Source organism: Polyangium sp. 6x1 (assembly GCF_029946515.1).
Lineage (GTDB): Bacteria > Myxococcota_A > Polyangia > Polyangiales > Polyangiaceae > Polyangium.
The window spans coordinates 74,621-90,589 of sequence record NZ_JARZHH010000023.1 but is presented as its reverse complement, the minus strand read 5'-3'; the positions used below and the strand labels follow the sequence as shown (position 1 = coordinate 90,589).

Below are 15,969 nucleotides of genomic sequence, written 5' to 3'. Positions count from 1 at the left end.
CGCAGCGCCCCTCGGCATTCGGCCCCACGAAAGCGCGCCCCTCACGGCGCCATGTGGGCGATGGCAGCGCGGATCGCTTCGAGGACCTGCGTGTCGTTTTCCTTTGCGAGCGCGATTTCGAGCCATGGAAGCCACAGGCTCGCGTCCCGGAACAAGGCCGCGCGGTACGTCGCCCGCCGCACTTCGCGGTCGAGCGACGTCGTCCCGAGGGTATGCAGGAGCGCGTCGACGTCGGGCGCGGCGATGAATCGTAATGCGTAGGCCGCCGTCGGCGCGAGCGTCGGGGACACGAGCGCGCCGCGGAGGACCTCGAAGGCCCGCGCATCGCCGCTGTTTCCGAGCGCCGCGAGCAGCATGTCCCGCTCGACGTCGTCCGTCGCGCTCGCATAACGAGCGAGCAGGCCGGCGACCGGATCGAGCCCTTCGCCGACGTCGCCATTCGCGGCGAGCGTGCGCCCCTCGGCGCCGAGCGCCATCGTGCTCAGGTTGCGCAGCGCCGGATCGTCGCTCTCGGCGCCCTTCGAGAGCGCCGCGACCGTGTCGGCGTCGGCGACGGGCATCATCGCGAGGCTCACGGCGGACTGCCTTCGCGCCTCGATCGTCGCCTCCGGGCTCGTCAGCGTCTCCGCGAGCGCGTGCGCCGCCTCCTCGGTGCCCGCCGCGCCGAGCCCACCGGCGAGGAAGTTCGCCTCGGCGTCCGTCACGTCGCCCGCGGCGAGCTGTTTGCCCGCTTCGAGCGCCTCCTCGGGCCGGATACGAAACAGGGCGCCGGCCGTGTGGAGGAGCGTCGCACGCCGCGGCCCGACCTTTTCCCGGGGCTGCCCGTCCGTCGCCGCGAAGGCGGCGCGGAGCTCGGCGAGGTCGTGTCCCGCGGCGCGCCGCTCGTCCATGTCCCGCTTGCTCGCGCGGCGGTCCTGCCTCGGCGCGGCCATCTGCGGGGCTTCGTAGGCGCCGGCGAGCGCACGCGCCGCGGCGAGCTCGACGATCGAAACCTGCGCGCGGTCGACGAGGCGCAGCGCGACCTCGAGCTCCCCCGCGACGTCCCCGAGCGCGGTGGTTCGCGACGTGCGCGACACCTCGTGGGCCGTCGCCGATTCAATGCCGCCCGCTCCATCCACGACGAGATGCAAATCCCCCTCGGCGGAGAGCGGCGTGAGGCCCTCGTGCATGCGCACGTACCCGCGCTTGCGCCGCGCGATCGTGCGCTCGCCTTTTCGCTCGTAATCGGCGCGGTACACGCCGGAGCCGTCCTTTTCGTCCGCGGACCAGGCCGCGCCTTTACCGTGCGTGGATTGCGTCGCCGTCACGAGGCTCGTCAGGAGCAGGCGGCTCGCCCTGTCGGTCCGCGCGTCGAACCGCACGCCTTCGAGGCGGCCTTGCGCATCACGGACGAGCAGGACCGGGCGGCGAAGATCGGCCATCGACGGCGATTCTCCGCCGGACACGTCGAGCGACACATCGACGAGGCGCGCTTCGGTGAGGTCCGTGCCCGGGATCGGCAGAAAGGAAATGCGGCCTTCGAGGCGCGTCTCGACGAACGTATCCCCGCCGATCGTGACATGCTGCGAGAGCGTCACGGCATACACGCGTCGCTCGGCGGCCTCGGCGCGTGCATTCGGCGCGCTCGAAGCCTCGGCCGGCGAAGGCGCGGCCGTGGCGGCGGTGGCCGATACGGTGGGATCCGCGCGCTGGAGGAGCGCGCCTCCTCCGAGCAGGGTGGCGGCGAGCAGGGGAAGGGCGGCGAGCGGGGACCAGCGGCGTTTCATGGTGGGGCTCCTCCAGCGGGCGTGTCCGGTTTGTCAGGGCGGGAGGATCACCAGGAGAAGCTGCCCCACTTCGCGAACAGCGTATCCGAGGTCGTGAACCCGTCGAAATCGACGAGCGTCTTGCTGGCGCTGTCCAGGCAATAGTCGAGGTTGACCTTGAGCTTTCCGTCGAGCGTGTGGAGGTCGTAGGAGAGGTTCATCATCACGCTCATGCTGTTGTTCTTGGGCACCGAGACGCCGATCGAGGCCGGGAGGTGGAGGTCGAGGGCCGTGAGCGAGCCGCTCACGCCGACGCTGGCGCACGAGGCGCCCGCGTGCGCGTCCACGTCGGCGTAAGCTGCTGCATAGGGCTCCGCGATGAGCGAGATGACGCCGTCGAGAAATTGAGGGTAGATGGTCACGCCGAGCTCGCCGCCCACCTCGGCGTCGAGGTCGATGCCGACGCCGAGCAGGCTGATGCCGTCGTCGGCCTTGAAGAAGGAACGAGACCAGCCGAAATCGAGCTCGGTCGAGATGGCGTCCGAATACAGGACGATGCCGGCGGTCGCGACCTGGACCTTGCCCGAGGCGAAGGCGTTGTTGTTGTAGGCCATGGCGTAGGAATCGACGATCGGCTGGGAGACGCCGAACGCCTTCGCCGTGCCGTAGATGTCGGCGCCCATCCGGAGGTAATCGGCGCCGTAACTCGTGTTGGTCGGGAAGTCCTTTTTCGTCATGACGCCCGTCCAGAACGAGTACGAGGCGCCGAAGCTGCTGTCGCTCCAGCTCGCCGAGCTCGCGCAGCGAAGGTCGACACAGCTCGTCCCCGCGGAGGCGGGCGAGGAGGCGGCGAGGAGGGCGGCAAACGGGGCGAGGAGGGCGAGGGTCTTCAGGATCGTGGGCTGCATGGGTCGTCTCCGGGGTCCGTGAAGGCCCTCCGGATCGCCCACCCTGAGCGCGCCGGAGAGCCGTTGCCCCTACGTCCGCAAGACGAAGCCCCGACCCGACATGCCCCCCGCGTTTTTTTTCGAAGCCCGGCCGACTCAGGTCGCCCGGAGGTCCGCCGTCCATTCCCCGACGGTGCGGCATTCGGCGTCGTGGCTTTCGTCGCGGAACGTCTCGGCGAGCCCTTCGGCGTACCACCTTCGCATCGACGGGCGCTCGAGCATCCGCGCCGCGTAGGCCGCCGCCGCCTCCGAGAGGGGCAGGCCGTACGTCTGCACGCGGAAGACGACGGGCGCGAAGAAGGCGTCCACGGCCGTGAACGCGTCGCCGGCGAGATACGGCCCGCCGAACCGCGAAAGCCCCTCGGTCCACAATGCGGAGATGCGCCCGACGTCGCGCGCGAGCGCGGGCGGCGTCTCGCGCAAGCGCACGCGAATGCCAATGTTCATGCTGCACTGCGCGCGCAGCGCGGTGAAGCCCGAATGCATCTCCGCGGCCGCCGAGCGCGCGAAGGCGCGGGCGTCGGGATCACGCGGCCAGACGCCGGGGTGCCTCTCGGCCAGGTATTCGACGATGCCGAGAGAATCCCATACCACGCGCCCCTCGTCGACGAGCGTCGGCACTTTCCCGGCCGGCGTGAGCGCGCGGAAGGGCGCCCACGCGGCCTCGTCGCCAAACGGGAGCATCCGCTCCTCGAAAGGAATGCCGGCCTCCTGCATGAGGATCCACGGCCGGAGCGACCACGACGAGTAGTTCTTGTTGGCGATGTAGAGGGTGTACACGCGCCGAACTCTACCGCCCCGGCCATCGTTCGCGACAGGAAAGTGGCCCGAGGGCTCGCTTACGTGAAAGATCGCGCGACCATGGCAGGGGCGCAAGGATGAGCGACGCGACGCGGGGCATTCGAGGCGGGCAGGGGGTGGCTGGGCGGCCACCGCATGCAGCGACGGTGGCGCAGCCCAAGGCGCGGCACCCAGCGACCGCGGTGCAGCCCAAACCCGCCTTCGGACGGACGGTGGAGCGGCCGCCGCACCCGGCGACGGTGCAGGCAAAGGCCGCGCATCCCCCGGCAACGGGGCGTCCGGCCCACCCGGCCCTCGCTTCCCGGTCTCGAGGGGCGGTGGCGCAGCGGGCGGAGATGAAGACCAACGTCGAGAAATGGACGTTCAAGCACTTCCTACCGCACGTCAAATCAAACCCCAAGGCGCCCGACGAGACCTGGGAAGACTACCGCGATCGACTCCTCGACGGCTTCTCCAATTACAATGAACAGAGGCACAAGAAGTTCTTGGACCAGGCCATCAGCAAGCTGAAGGAGGCGGAGTCGAGCGAGACCAAGAGCACGAAGCCCGTCAACAAGCCAAAGCTCTGGTCCAATGCCTACGTGTGGAACGGCAGCCGGTGGAACGCGGCCACCTTCACCAAAGATCAGAAGAAGTCGGCGCATCGCTTCACCACCAACGACCACGCGGAGCAGGAGCTCTACAGTCGGATGTACGTACCGGGCACGGACACGTGGATCGGATTCCACCAGAACGAATTTCCGTGCATGGGCGAGGATTCGTGCTGCGCGTACTTCCAGGGCGTGAGCAACACCATCGCGGGCGTGGTGTTCAACGTCGTGAACGCGGGTCATTACGCGAAGGACCACGGGCTCGAGGCCGGGGCTTCCGGCGTCGTTTACATCGTCAACGGCCAGATCTCGTACGTGCGCCCTGATGGCGCGCCCCCGGCCCCGGGTGCCTGATCAGGTCGGGGCCGGGGCGTCGTGCCTCCGCGGGATCGCCCTTCAGAATCGATAGACCATGATGTTCTTCGTCCCGGACCCGAGGAACACGAGCGCGTCGAGCTTCGGCATCCAGAGAATGCGGCGGCGCACGAGGGTGCTGCCGTCGAGCGTGGGGAGCGTGCCGTCGTGCACCAGCGGGCGGAGCGTCCACGGCTCCGTCGTGGGATTGAGCTCGAACCAGCCGAGCTTGCCTTCCTTGGTCCTGGCCGCCACCCAGTAACGGTCGAGCGGCGGGATGTACACCATGCCGGCGCTGTCGCCCACCGGGAAGTCGACCGCCGAGAGGCCGTCCGCATACTGCACGGTGCCGCTCTTCACGACCTTGCGTTCCTTCACATCGAATAGCTGGTACAGGCCCTTGGCCGCGTACTGGCCGGTCGCGGGATCTTCCGGCACCTTGAAGATGGCGACCTGGTCGCCGAAGCGCGCATCGGCGGCGCCGTTCCAGTCCCAGCCATTCCAGGAGGTGCCCTCGCCGGTCCAATTCGACGTGTTCATGTCGAAGGTATTGCTCCACGGCCCGTTCGAGCCGCACGACGCGACGAGGAGCTGGTCCTTGTACTCGTCGTAGACGGCGAGGCTCTCCTCGCCCAGCTTGTTCTGCCACTCGAGGGCGGGAAGCCGCTTGTAGACCCACTTGCCCTCGTCGCGCGAATAACGCCAGAGGCGCCGCACCGCCATCACGAGCTCGTTCGTCTTCGGCACGTACACCACGCCCGAATACGTGTGGCGCGCCGTCGGCTGTCGATCCCAGAAGACCTCGTCGTAGAACCAGTCGTTCTCCTCCTGCAAGGTGCCCGCGGCGACGGCCGCGTCGTACGCCGCGGACGACTCCGGGCAGCTCGAGAATGTGCTCGCCGACTTGTAGGCGTCGCTCCACAGCGTGGTGTCCGAGGGGAGGTGCTCGATGGAATAGGCCATCCGGAACGCGTCGAACCGGTAGATGCCATTGTTGCTCGAATCGGCGTGCCCGCCGGAGGCGACCCACCACGCGCGGCTGCCCTCCGGGTCGAACGCGGGGGCGTTCCACGCGATCGTGACGGCGTTCCAGTCCCCCGAGCCGTAGTCATTCCAGCCCGGGACCTTTTCTTTCACCTCGGCGTCGAGGGCATCGAGCCTCGTACCGTTCACCTCGATCCACTGCCCGCTCGGCACGAGCGCCCACGAGTCGGCATTGACGAGGCCATTCTCGTCGTGACCCGGGGTCCACACGCCGCCTTCGAGCGAGCCGACCTCACTCCCGGTCCCCCACTCCGCGTCAGGGCCGGGCGGCGTCGGCGGCTTCACCCCGCCCTCGCCGCCGGTACCACCGCTGCCGCCCGATCCACCGGATCCGGAGGAGGACGAGGACGCGTCACCCGGCTCGTTCGGCGTTTCGGACGAGTCGCCGCAAGCCGCGAACAAAGCCGTGAGCCCGACGAACGGGAGCAAAAACCGCGCGGAAAGCAAGGTTGATTTCAGCATATCCAAAACTCTTTCTCCCGACGGCAATCATCCATCGTCGGGACGCGGAGCCGATACCCCCATTGATATCGGCGATGTCGATTCGAAGCCCGGACGCTAGCATGTCGCATCCGTCTCTGGGAAGCGAAGCAACGCTTCGTCGTGTGACGATTTCGTGAGTCGACATCGGTCGACATCGGTCGACATCGTCGATCCCGTTGCGCTTCGCAATCGAATGTGGTTGTGCTCGTACGCGGTCCGGACGACACCGACTCCTTTTGCAAGCACACGGCCGGCTGCGGCCCAAGGCCCGATGTGCCTGGAGATGGCTCGATGAGAAACCTTGCTTTTTCGCTGACGACGACCCTCCTTGCGCTCGCCTCCCTGGTGGCCTGCGGCGGCTCCGATCCCGGCGGCTCCGGCGGCTCCGGGGCGACGGGCGGCGAGGGGGGCGCCGGCGGTCACAATCCGCTCGGGGAGACGTTTACCCGCGTCGTCGTCGTCGATCAGAGCGGCGCTGCCGCCGATCGGCAGGACGTGCTCGTCACGTTCGCGCAGCCGTTCGCGGTCGGCGACGTGCCCTCCGGCGCCACCGTGGCGGCGCGCATCGAGGGCGTGGATGTCCCCCTCCAGGTCGACGCCAAGGCGAAGCACGCCGATGGCTCGCTCCGTCACGCCGTGCTGACGGCGCGCATTCCCACGCTGCCCGGCAATGGCAGCACGACGCTCGAGCTCTACCCCGCGGAAGCTTCCCAGGGCGGCGCCTCCGTCTCGGCGTCGGATCTCCTCGCGACGACGTTCGACGCGAAGGTCGCGGTGGATCTCGCGGGCAAGCAATACGAGGCCTCCGCGCGCTCGCTCCTCGAGGCAAAGGAGGGCTCTGCTTGGCTTTCGGGGCCCTTGGTCTCCGAGTGGTCCGTGGTGGCGCCGATCGCCTCCGCCGACGGCGCGCACCCGCACCTCACGGCGCGATTCGACGTTCGCGCGTATGCGGGCAATCCGAGCGTGCTCGTGAACGTGACCGTCGAGAATGACTGGGCGTACGAGCCGAGCCCGCAAAACTTCACCTACGATGTCACGGTCGCGACCGACAAGGAGGACGTCTATACGAAGAGCGGTCTCGTTCACATTCGACAGGCGCGCTGGCGCAAGGCGTTCTGGTGGGGTGAGGATCCGAAGGTCGACGTCAAGCACGACGTCGCTTATCTGCTCTCCACCGGCGCCGTCCCGCACCTCGATCCGGAGCTGGTGCCCGCCGAAACGGCGCTCGCGAACCTCGATACGGCGTACAGCGCGAAGGCGTACGAGCCCATGGGAATCGGCCTGGCAGAGGCCTACATGCCCGCCACCGGAGGCAGGATCGACATTGGCCCCCTGCCGGCCTGGGGCGCCCATTACCTCCTCTCCATGGACGCGCGCGCGAAGCGGGCCACGCTCGGCACCGCGGACGGCGGCGGGAGCTGGCCCATTCACTTCCGCGACAAAGCGACGGATCGCCCCGTGTCGCTCGACGATCACGCGTACATGACGTTGCTCGGCAACCCGGGTGACGCCGTCAACCCGAACACCGGCATGTCCGACGCATTCCCCGCCTGCGCGGGCGACTGCGCGAGCCCCTACAGCCCCGATTCATCACACCAGCCTGCGCTGGCCTACCTGCCTTATCTGCTCACCGGGGATCGTTTCTACCTGGAGGAGCTCCAGTTCTGGGCGAATTACAACATGCTTCAGCACAACCCGTATTACCGCGAGTTCGAGAAGGGGATCGTGAAGAGCGATCAGGCGCGCGGCCAGGCCTGGTCGCTGCGGACGCTGGGGGAAGCGGCATACATCACGCCGGACGCCGATCCGATGAAGAAGTATTTCACCGATCGGGTCGGGTTCAACGTCGACTGGTACGACACCACCTATGTCGACGATCCGAACGCGAACCCGCTCGGCTACATCAGCAATGGCTATTCGGTCAACGACGACGGCACGGTGGCGCCGTGGATGGATGACTTCTTCACGTGGAGCATCGGCCACCTGGTGGCGCTCGGCTTCGAGGACGCGGAGCCGCTGCTCGCCTACAAGGCGAAGTTCCCGGTCGGGCGCATGGTCGATCCCGGCTTCTGCTGGATCTTCGGGAGCGTCTATCACCTCCCCGTGAAGGACACGTCCACGGGCATGTTCTACCAGACGTTCGGTGAGGCCTACAAAGCGACGCTGGCTCTCGAGGGGCATTCGGCCCTGGAATCGGCGACCTGCGGCGGCCCGGAGATGGCGGCCGCGCTCATGCTCCAGGAAAACGAAATGGTCGGCTACTCGCCGAGCACGGAAGGGTATCCGTCGAACATGCAGCCGGCGATCGCGGCGGCGGCGGAGTCGAAGATCCCGGGCGCCAAGGAGGCCTGGGACAAGTTCATGGCGAGGAGCGTGAAGCCGGACTACAGCAACGAGCCGCAATACGCGGTGGTGCCCCGGCCCTGATGCCGGCGCGGAGGCATTCGCGGGTCATGCCGGGTCTTCCATCTCCTTCGTGACCCGCGCCTCTGGATACTTCGCGAACGCAATCGCCGCGAGCAGCAAAATCACCGTCGCGAGCGGCCCCGTGGCCTGAATCCCGAGCGGCTTGTCCGCCGAGCTCCCGAGCGCGTCCTTCACCCATTGAAAGACGCCCGTCGAGACGCCGAGCGAGATCTTCTGCAAGAACCCCTGCGCCCCGAAGAACATGGCCTCGCGGCGCTGCCCGGTGCGCCGCGTGGAGGCCTCGCAGACGTCCGCGAGAATGGCGTTCGGGATGGCCATGAAGATCGCGACCGGCACACCCGCGAGGCCAAAGATGGCCATGCCGATCCGGACGTCGCGGACCACCGGAACGAGGGCCATCAATCCGCCGAAGACGAGCGCCGATCCGATCATGGCGCCCTTTTTGGACAGACGCCGCGTGAGGCCGCCGAGCAGCGGGAACACCAGCGCGGCCACGCCGAACATGGGCCCGAGGAGCTTTCCGACCTCCGCGAGCGGGCGGCCCATGAGCACCTCGACATAAAACGGCACGCCCGTCGAGATCATGTTGAAGGCGAAGAAATACAGCGTGTAACCGAAGACGTAAGGCAAAAAGGCGCGGTCTGCGAAGGTGGCGCGCAGGGAATCCACGAGGCCGAGGTGGCTCGGCTCGGTTTCAGAGGCCTCCGCGCGGACCGAGAGGCGCCGTTCGTCGAGGAACAAGACGGGCAGGAGCATCAGGAGGAACGAGAGCATAGCGAGGGCTCCGGCCATGGTCTGGAGCTCGACGCGGTCGTCGCCGCCTTTGCCGAGGAAGAGGGCCGGGGCGACGACCATGACGAAGAGCGCGCCGAGGAGGGCCGCGGCCGCGAGCAAGGTCGAGAGCGAGGTATTCTCCCGCTTGTCGGGCGCGATCTCGGGCAGGAGCGCGAGGTAGGGCGCGACGTACACCGAGAACATCGCGTAATACGCCGTGAGCATGGCGCCGAGCCAGACGACGTTCAGCAGCGACGAGGCGGCCGTCGGCGGGAAAAAGATGAGGCCTCCCGTGAGCGCGAGGGGAAAGACGCCCGCGAGCATGAAGGCGCGGCGGCGGCCGAAGCGATGCTTGCTGCGATCGGACCAGTTCGCGACGATCGGGTCCCAGAACGTATCGAAGCCACGCGCGACGAGGTTCAGGAGGAGGTAGGTCGGGATCGCGCCGGCCAGGAACGCGGGGATCAGCGCCGTGCCCTTGTCGTCGGGCGGCGCATAGAGCCGGAGCACATAACTCGTGACGAGCTGGTAGCCGAGGACGTTGCCGGCGTTCCCCGCGGCGTAGACGAGCTTGTTCGCGAGCGAGAGCCTGGCCCGAGGGACGACGGCGAGGGCGGTCATACGCCGAGCAAGATACCGCAAACCGCTTCGGGCTTGACAAGCGGGTCGAAAAAGCGACGTGTTTTCTCATCATGAGCGTGCTTCGCAACACCCTGGGCTCTTGCTTCGTCTCCCTCGCCGCGCTCGCGGCCGTCGGATGCGGAGGTGATGAATTGGGCAGTACGACCTCGGGGACGACCCTCGGAACAGGCTCGGGAAGCGGAAGCGCGAGCAGCAGCGGCAGCGGCGGCGCGGGCGGGAGCGGCGGCGGAAGCGGCGGCGGCAGCGCGAGCAGCAGCAGCGGCAGCGGCGGCAGCGGCGGCGTCGGGGGCAGCGGCGGCGCGAGCGCCGAATGCGTGCCGCCGACGGGGACGCCCGCGTCCGGGACGGGCACTTGGTACGACGCGCCGAACCAGGCCACGGTCGTCGTCGAGGATGCGGCGAGCTGCGCGCGCACGTACGTGCTCTCGACGACGGGGCCGCTGCGCGACAACCATCCGGCGAACCCGCGCTCTGTCGTGGAGGTGCCTGGACAACCCGTGCTGCGAACGGGCCACGACATGCTCGACGCGCTGTACGCGCTCGCCGTCGAGGAGGCGCGCGAATGTTCGGTCTCCGCGATCAGCGATTATGCCTTCAATGGTGGCAACCCCCTCCCCTGCCCGCAAGGCGGCTGCTTCGAGACGGGGAGGCTCTGGAAATACGTCTGGACGCGGGATACGTCGTATTCGGTGGCGCTCGGGCTCTCGCTGCTCGATCCGACGCGGGCGCGGAACTCGATGGAGTTCAAGACGAGCCCGCGGCGCGACGGGACGAAGCGCGAGATCGTGCAGGATACGGGGACGGGCGGGAGTTATCCGATGTCCTCGGACCGCGTGGTCTGGGCGATGGGCGCATTCGAGCTGCTCAAGCACCTCGATGGGGCGGAGCGGACGGCATTCCGGGACCTCGCCTACGAGGCGATCGTGAACACGGCGGAGCGGGATCGGCTCGTCGTGTGGGACAAGGCCGACGGGCTCTATCGCGGAGAGCAATCGTTCCTCGACTGGCGCGAGCAGACGTATCCCGCGTGGGTCGCCACGGACACGGTGCAGATCGGGATGAGCAAGTCGCTCGGGACGAACATCGGGCACCTCGTGATGCTCGAGGTGGCCGGGAAGCTCGCGGAGGAGAAGGGGGACGCGGCGGCGAGCCAGAAATACGCGGGCTGGGCCTCGGCGCTCCGGGACGCGATCCGGGCGAGGCTCTTCTTGCCGGAGCGGCAGATGTATTCGACGTTCGTCACGACGTATCTCGATCCGGCGCCGACGCTGCAATACGATCTCCTGGGCTCGGCGTTCGCGGTGCTGTTCGACGTGGCGACGAAGGCCGAGGCGGAGGAGATCGTCGCGCGATATCCGCACCTGCCGAAGGGCGCGCCCGTGATCTGGCCGCAGCAGCAGGACACGCGGATCTATCACAACCGCGCGATCTGGCCGTTCGTGACGGCGTTCTGGGCCAAGGCCGCCGCGAAGGCGGGCAACGCGGACGCGATCGATCACGCGGTGCGCTCGCTCGTGCGCGGCGCTGCGCTGAACCTCTCCAACATGGAGAACTTCGAGGCCGTGACCGGGGCGAACTGGAAGGACGAAGGGCCGATGAGCGGGCCTGTCGTCAATTCGCAGCGCCAGCTCTGGAGCGTGGCCGGGTTCGTCGGGGTCGTGCACGACGTGATCTTCGGGCTGGAAGCGACGCAGACGGGGATCCGGTTCGCGCCGAAGATCACGCGAGGGCTCAGGAATTCGCTGTTCTCCGGCATGGATGAAATCACGCTGTCGGGCGTGCGGTACAAGGGGAAACGAATCTCGGTGAAGGTAAAACTCCCGGCCGCGTCGGGGGACAATGGGCTGCTCGACGTGACCGCGGCTCGGCTCGACGGGCAGGACGTGGGTACGGGCTTCGTCGACGCGGCGGCGCTCGGGCAAGACAGCGTGTTCGAGATCGAGCTCGGCGCGGGCGCGCCACAGGCGAAGGGGATCACGTCGCTCGGGGACGCCGAGGTCGCCGATTACAAGAACGTGTTCGGCCCGCGCACGCCCTCGATCACGAGCGGCGGAATCACGAACGACCGCGTGCAGATCAACTTCTCGGTGGCAGAGAACGCGAACGACGTGACGCTGAACGTGTATCGCGACGGGACGCGGATCGCGCAGAACCTGCCCGGCGGCACGACGTCGTACGTGGACACGGGGAGCGCGGAGCACGCGACGCGGACGTATTGCTACACGGTGGAGGCCATCTTCAAGACGTCAGGCAACGCCTCGCAGCGCGCGCGGCCGTGGTGTTACTGGGGGCCGAGCAACACGCGCATCCAGTCGTTCGGTGCGCAGCAGAGCTTCTCGGCGTCGGGCGGCACGCTCGTCTTCAACCACGGTCGCTGGCATTACGAGAACTGGGGCGATCCCGGGCACACGATCACGGTGGCGAACGTGACGGCGAAGCAATCGGGGCGGCACCTCTTGCAGGTGACGGCCGGCAACGGCGCCGGCGATTACACGACGGGCATCACCTGCGGCGTGAAGGCCATCGAGGTCTGGGACGGCGCGACGCTCGTGGGCAGCGGGCAGCTCACGATGCCGCACCTCGTGACCTGGGACGACTGGCGCGACTCGAATTTCGTGCCCGTCGATCTCGTCGTCGGAAAGACCTATTCGATCGTGATTCGCGAGGATGCCGGCTCGGGCAACATGAGCGATTTCGCCCATTTCGCCTCGTACAACGGCATGGGCGGTCAGAGCGGGCGGTTCAACAAGGTGAACATCTCGGAGCTGAAGGTGCTCGCGATCGGGATGCCCTGAGCGCGGGGCGTCGCCCCGCCCCCCAGCAGGGGGCTGTCCGCCCCCTGCACCGCGGTGAAGCGGGCCCTCCTTGCATTTCCTTGTTGCGTCGCCGCGATTTGTGTTTTTCATGGTCTCCATGGGGCACGCTCATCACTTCCTCTCCCGGCTCGATCGCGTCTCCCTCCCGCACGTCGAGCTCGCGCTCTCCCTCTACCGGGACGAGGCCCTGCTCCGGTACATCTTCGACCGCGCCCGCGTCCCGGAAAATGCCGAGCGTGTCGCGTTATCGCTCGATCACCCAGACGAGGGGCCGTTCCTCATCGTCACGCGCGACGGGCGTTTCGTCACCTGCCTCGGCGAGGGGATGAAGGTCTCGAACCTGCCCGTGGTCACGCGCGGGCAAATCGACGGGATCTCCGCCAAGGTCGGCGAGCTCCGCGAGCGTATGGAAGCCGCAAAGGCGCTCGTCGGGGCGCGAGGCGTCCAGGGCTTGCTCCGGCGCATCTACGAGGCCGCCGACGAGCTTTCGCGCGAGGAGTTCGTCGCGATCTCCGCGCTCCAGCCGCTCTACGCCTCCGAGTTCTTGCGCCTCTACCTCCACGCCGGATGCGCGCTCGACGACGCACGCAAGACCCTCCTGCCGCTCTTGCGCAAGACCGACAAGCCGAAGCCCGCCTACGACGACACGCTCTACGCGTACTGGCGAACGCTCTGGGCCATGAGCCATTTCGCCATCCTCGCGACCCTCGACGGCCGCGAGACCTTTCCCCCGGGCTTCCTCGAGCTGCTCGGCGAGACCACCACGTTCTCCTGGCCCGCCACGCGGCAAGGCTTCTTGCCCTTCGCGATCCGCGGCGCCTGGGCCACGGCCCGGGTCGGCAAGCCCCTGCTCAGCAGGTACAAACGGTTTTACCAGGAAGCGGAGAGCGAGCTGCAAAACATCGACGGCGCGCTCGGGGTCCTCGCGATCGGCATGCGCCACGCGCGGCTCCGCGCCGAGGCGGAGAAGGCGCTCGGCGCAGACATCCCGGAGAAGTGGAGAGACACGGAGCACGGCAAGGTCACGCGCGCGATACGGAAGATTGCCCGCGCCATCGCGGAGATGGAGCGCGACACACCCGAGGCGCGGCAGGACTGCGTGCGTGACCTGGGCGCGCACCTCTGGGTGCTCATCATGAAATCGAGGCCCGCGGGCCCCCTCCGGTACGAGCGGGCGGCGGATGTCCCCGAGGATCTCGCGTGCGCGGTCGCGGCGAACACGCTCCAGTGTTATCTGCGCGGTTCGAAGGGAATCGCGGATGCATTAACGTGGCTCTATACGATCATCCCATGGGCGGTGCGTGCCGCGCCGGAGGCGCTTTACCTGCCGCGCGCCGCCCTCGCAGCGGTCCACGAGCCCTTCCGGCCGGAGCTCACGCTCAACGTGCTGCGCGCGATGCGCGATCACCTGGGGCCCGGCCGGAGGCAGGCGCCAGCCGAGGGCCCTGCCCGCCAAGGACCGTGCCCGTGCGGAAGCGGGAAGAAGTACAAGCGATGCTGCGAGGAGAAGGAGGCGGAGCGGGCCGAGAAGCGAGCCGCAGAGTGCCTCGACGTTCCCTGAAGGGTGCGCCGCACGGGGCCGGGGGGCTTCGCCGACGGGCACCTCGGACGTCGATCACGGTCGCGCCGAGGCCGATCACGGAGACCCCACCCTTCGATCACGCATGCGCCGTGCTCGATCTCGCGCTCGCCGGGCGCGATCACGGAGACCCCACCCTTCGATCACGCATGCGCCGTGCTCGATCTCGCGCTCGCTGGGCGCGATCACGGAGACCCCACCCTTCGATCACGCATGCGCCGTGCTCGATCTCGCGCTCGCCGGGCGCGATCACAGAGACCCCACCCTTCGATCACGCATGCGCCGTGCTCGATCTCGCGCTCGCTTGGCGCGATCACGGAGCCCTCCCCTTCGATCACGCACGCGCCGTGCTCGATCTCGCGCTCGGCGCTTCGCTGGGGCTTTGCCCCAGACCCCACCGGGGCTCTCCGCCCCTGGACCCGGACCAGCGCAAGCGCTGGACTCGGGGTCGATGAACTGCGCAACGCGCAGTTCATCGAACGGGCCGATTCAAGACCGGCAACGACCCTGCTCGCCAAGACGGCGAGGGTCCCGTCGACAGCGCGGAGCCGCGCCTCCACGGTCTTGCCACCGGCCTGTGGAAGAACTGCGCACCGCGCAGTTCTTCCATCAAAGGTCCAGGGCTGGCCCTGCAAAGAGGGGGCGGACAGCTTCAAAAACTTTCCCCGCATCGACTGCGCTTCGCGCAGTCGATGCCCAGACGTCCAGGGCTGGCCCTGGTTCGGGTCGAGGGGCGAACAGCCCCCGCGGGGCCCGGGGCAGCGCCCCGGCGCTACGCCGCCATCAAAGCACGATCGTCCGCCGCCCCTCGACGATGACGCGTCGTTCGAGGTGCGCGCGGACGGCCCGCGAGAGCACGACGCGCTCGACGTCGCGGCCGGTGCGGGACATCTCGTCGGGGCCCATTGCGTGCGTGACGCGCGCGACGTCCTGCTCGATGATGGGGCCCTGATCGAGGTCCTTCGTCGCGTAATGGGCTGTCGCCCCGATCATTTTCACGCCGCGGTTGTGGGCCTGGTGATAAGGTTTGGCGCCCTGGAATGCCGGCAGGAAGCCGTGGTGGATGTTGATGACGGGCGGCGCCTCGGTGAGGAAGTCCTCGGTGAGGACCTGCATGTACCGGGCGAGCACGACGAGATCCGCGTGGTGGCGCCGGCAGAGCTCCAGGATGCGCTTCTCCTGCTCGCGTTTCGTGTCGGGCGTGACGGGCAAGCAAAAGAAGGGAATGCGGAAGCTCTCGGCGACGGGCTCGAGCGTGGGGTGATTCGAGATCACGAGCGGGATCTCGCAAGGCAATTCGCCCGAGCGCTGCCGGAGGACGAGGTCATAGAGGCAGGCGGGATCCTTCGTGACGAGGATGGCGACGCGCTGGATCTGGTCGCCGTAGCGGACGGACCAGGTCGCCGAGAGGGTTTGGACGAGGTCACCGAAGGCGCGCTCGAGGGCCGCGCGGGTCGAGGAGCCACCGAGCGCCGCGCTCGCCGCAGGGGCGGAGAGGCCCGAGACGTCGACGACCATCCGCATGAAGAACCGCGGGCCCCCCTCGACGTGGACGTCGGTGTGGTTGCCAGCGTCGATGATGTTGAGGCCGGCGTTGTAAAAGAAGCCAGCGAGGCGCGCGACGAGGCCGGGCTGATCGGGCGCGGCGACGAGGAACGTGGCATGAACGGTGGAGCTCATCGGATCGCCTGCGATACCCGAAGAACGCCTCGAAGGCGAGCGGGATCGACGCATCGCGGCGAGGCGTCCGCTCGGGACGAGACGCTT

At 68.1% G+C, this 15,969-nt stretch carries 10 protein-coding genes; 4 read left to right on the top strand and 6 right to left on the bottom strand.

All coding sequences use genetic code 11. The features are described from left to right. Positions 1 to 41 precede the first annotated feature (41 nt). The 3 genes from QHF85_RS22245 to QHF85_RS22235 form a co-directional block, all read right to left on the bottom strand. Entirely contained in the window at positions 42 to 1,766 is a 1,725-nt protein-coding gene (locus tag QHF85_RS22245) for a hypothetical protein (protein WP_281329276.1), read from the bottom strand. Positions 1,767 to 1,813: 47 nt separating this feature from the next. Then, positions 1,814 to 2,653 (bottom strand): hypothetical protein, encoded by an 840-nt coding sequence (locus tag QHF85_RS22240; protein ID WP_281329275.1) that lies wholly within the window; start codon positions 2,651 to 2,653, stop codon positions 1,814 to 1,816. Between the two features lie 135 nt (positions 2,654 to 2,788). Next, a complete protein-coding gene (locus QHF85_RS22235) occupies positions 2,789 to 3,472 on the bottom strand; it encodes a glutathione S-transferase family protein (protein WP_281329274.1) in 684 nt (227 codons plus the stop codon). 356 nt (positions 3,473 to 3,828) lie between these two features. Here QHF85_RS22235 and QHF85_RS22230 point away from each other — a divergent pair, with 356 nt between their 5' ends. Beyond that, positions 3,829 to 4,437 carry a hypothetical protein gene (locus QHF85_RS22230; RefSeq protein WP_281329273.1) on the top strand — a complete coding sequence of 203 codons (609 nt, stop codon included), beginning with the start codon at positions 3,829 to 3,831 and terminating at the stop codon, positions 4,435 to 4,437. 42 nt (positions 4,438 to 4,479) lie between these two features. Here the strand turns inward: QHF85_RS22230 and QHF85_RS22225 are convergent, their stop codons facing one another. Next, positions 4,480 to 5,943 carry a hypothetical protein gene (locus QHF85_RS22225; RefSeq protein ID WP_281329272.1) on the bottom strand — a complete coding sequence of 488 codons (1,464 nt, stop codon included), beginning with the start codon at positions 5,941 to 5,943 and terminating at the stop codon, positions 4,480 to 4,482. 312 nt (positions 5,944 to 6,255) lie between these two features. On the opposite strand from QHF85_RS22225, the gene QHF85_RS22220 reads away from it, so the two are divergent. Beyond that, positions 6,256 to 8,391 (top strand): hypothetical protein, encoded by a 2,136-nt coding sequence (locus QHF85_RS22220; RefSeq protein ID WP_281329271.1) that lies wholly within the window; start codon positions 6,256 to 6,258, stop codon positions 8,389 to 8,391. Positions 8,392 to 8,415: 24 nt separating this feature from the next. Here QHF85_RS22220 and QHF85_RS22215 read toward each other — a convergent pair whose 3' ends face one another. Beyond that, the gene (locus tag QHF85_RS22215; RefSeq protein WP_281329270.1) at positions 8,416 to 9,786 is read right to left on the bottom strand and encodes an MFS transporter; all 1,371 of its coding nucleotides are present in this window, start codon (positions 9,784 to 9,786) and stop codon (positions 8,416 to 8,418) included. Positions 9,787 to 9,857: 71 nt separating this feature from the next. Between QHF85_RS22215 and QHF85_RS22210 the strand changes: the two genes are divergently transcribed. Beyond that, complete coding sequence (locus QHF85_RS22210) at positions 9,858 to 12,602, top strand: hypothetical protein (protein ID WP_281329269.1); 2,745 nt, start codon at positions 9,858 to 9,860, stop codon at positions 12,600 to 12,602. A 118-nt stretch (positions 12,603 to 12,720) separates the two neighbouring features. Further along, positions 12,721 to 14,184: an SEC-C metal-binding domain-containing protein gene (locus QHF85_RS22205; RefSeq protein ID WP_281329268.1), complete on the top strand. Its 1,464-nt coding sequence runs from the start codon at positions 12,721 to 12,723 to the stop codon at positions 14,182 to 14,184. An 801-nt stretch (positions 14,185 to 14,985) separates the two neighbouring features. Here QHF85_RS22205 and purU read toward each other — a convergent pair. Continuing rightward, positions 14,986 to 15,882, bottom strand: coding sequence for a formyltetrahydrofolate deformylase (gene purU, locus QHF85_RS22200; protein ID WP_281329267.1), 897 nt, complete (start codon positions 15,880 to 15,882; stop codon positions 14,986 to 14,988). Positions 15,883 to 15,969: the final 87 nt, after the last annotated feature.

Excerpts from the sequence above, each read along its gene's own strand:
- QHF85_RS22225 (WP_281329272.1), bottom strand. The coding sequence starts at position 5,943 with ATGCTGAAATCAACCTTGCTTTCCGCGCGGTTTTTGCTCCCGTTCGTC.
- QHF85_RS22210 (WP_281329269.1), top strand. The coding sequence starts at position 9,858 with ATGAGCGTGCTTCGCAACACCCTGGGCTCTTGCTTCGTCTCCCTCGCC.
- QHF85_RS22240 (WP_281329275.1), bottom strand. The coding sequence starts at position 2,653 with ATGCAGCCCACGATCCTGAAGACCCTCGCCCTCCTCGCCCCGTTTGCC.
- QHF85_RS22205 (WP_281329268.1), top strand. The coding sequence starts at position 12,721 with ATGGGGCACGCTCATCACTTCCTCTCCCGGCTCGATCGCGTCTCCCTC.
- QHF85_RS22230 (WP_281329273.1), top strand. The coding sequence starts at position 3,829 with ATGAAGACCAACGTCGAGAAATGGACGTTCAAGCACTTCCTACCGCAC.
- QHF85_RS22245 (WP_281329276.1), bottom strand. The coding sequence starts at position 1,766 with ATGAAACGCCGCTGGTCCCCGCTCGCCGCCCTTCCCCTGCTCGCCGCC.
- purU (WP_281329267.1), bottom strand. The coding sequence starts at position 15,882 with ATGAGCTCCACCGTTCATGCCACGTTCCTCGTCGCCGCGCCCGATCAG.
- QHF85_RS22215 (WP_281329270.1), bottom strand. The coding sequence starts at position 9,786 with ATGACCGCCCTCGCCGTCGTCCCTCGGGCCAGGCTCTCGCTCGCGAAC.
- QHF85_RS22220 (WP_281329271.1), top strand. The coding sequence starts at position 6,256 with ATGAGAAACCTTGCTTTTTCGCTGACGACGACCCTCCTTGCGCTCGCC.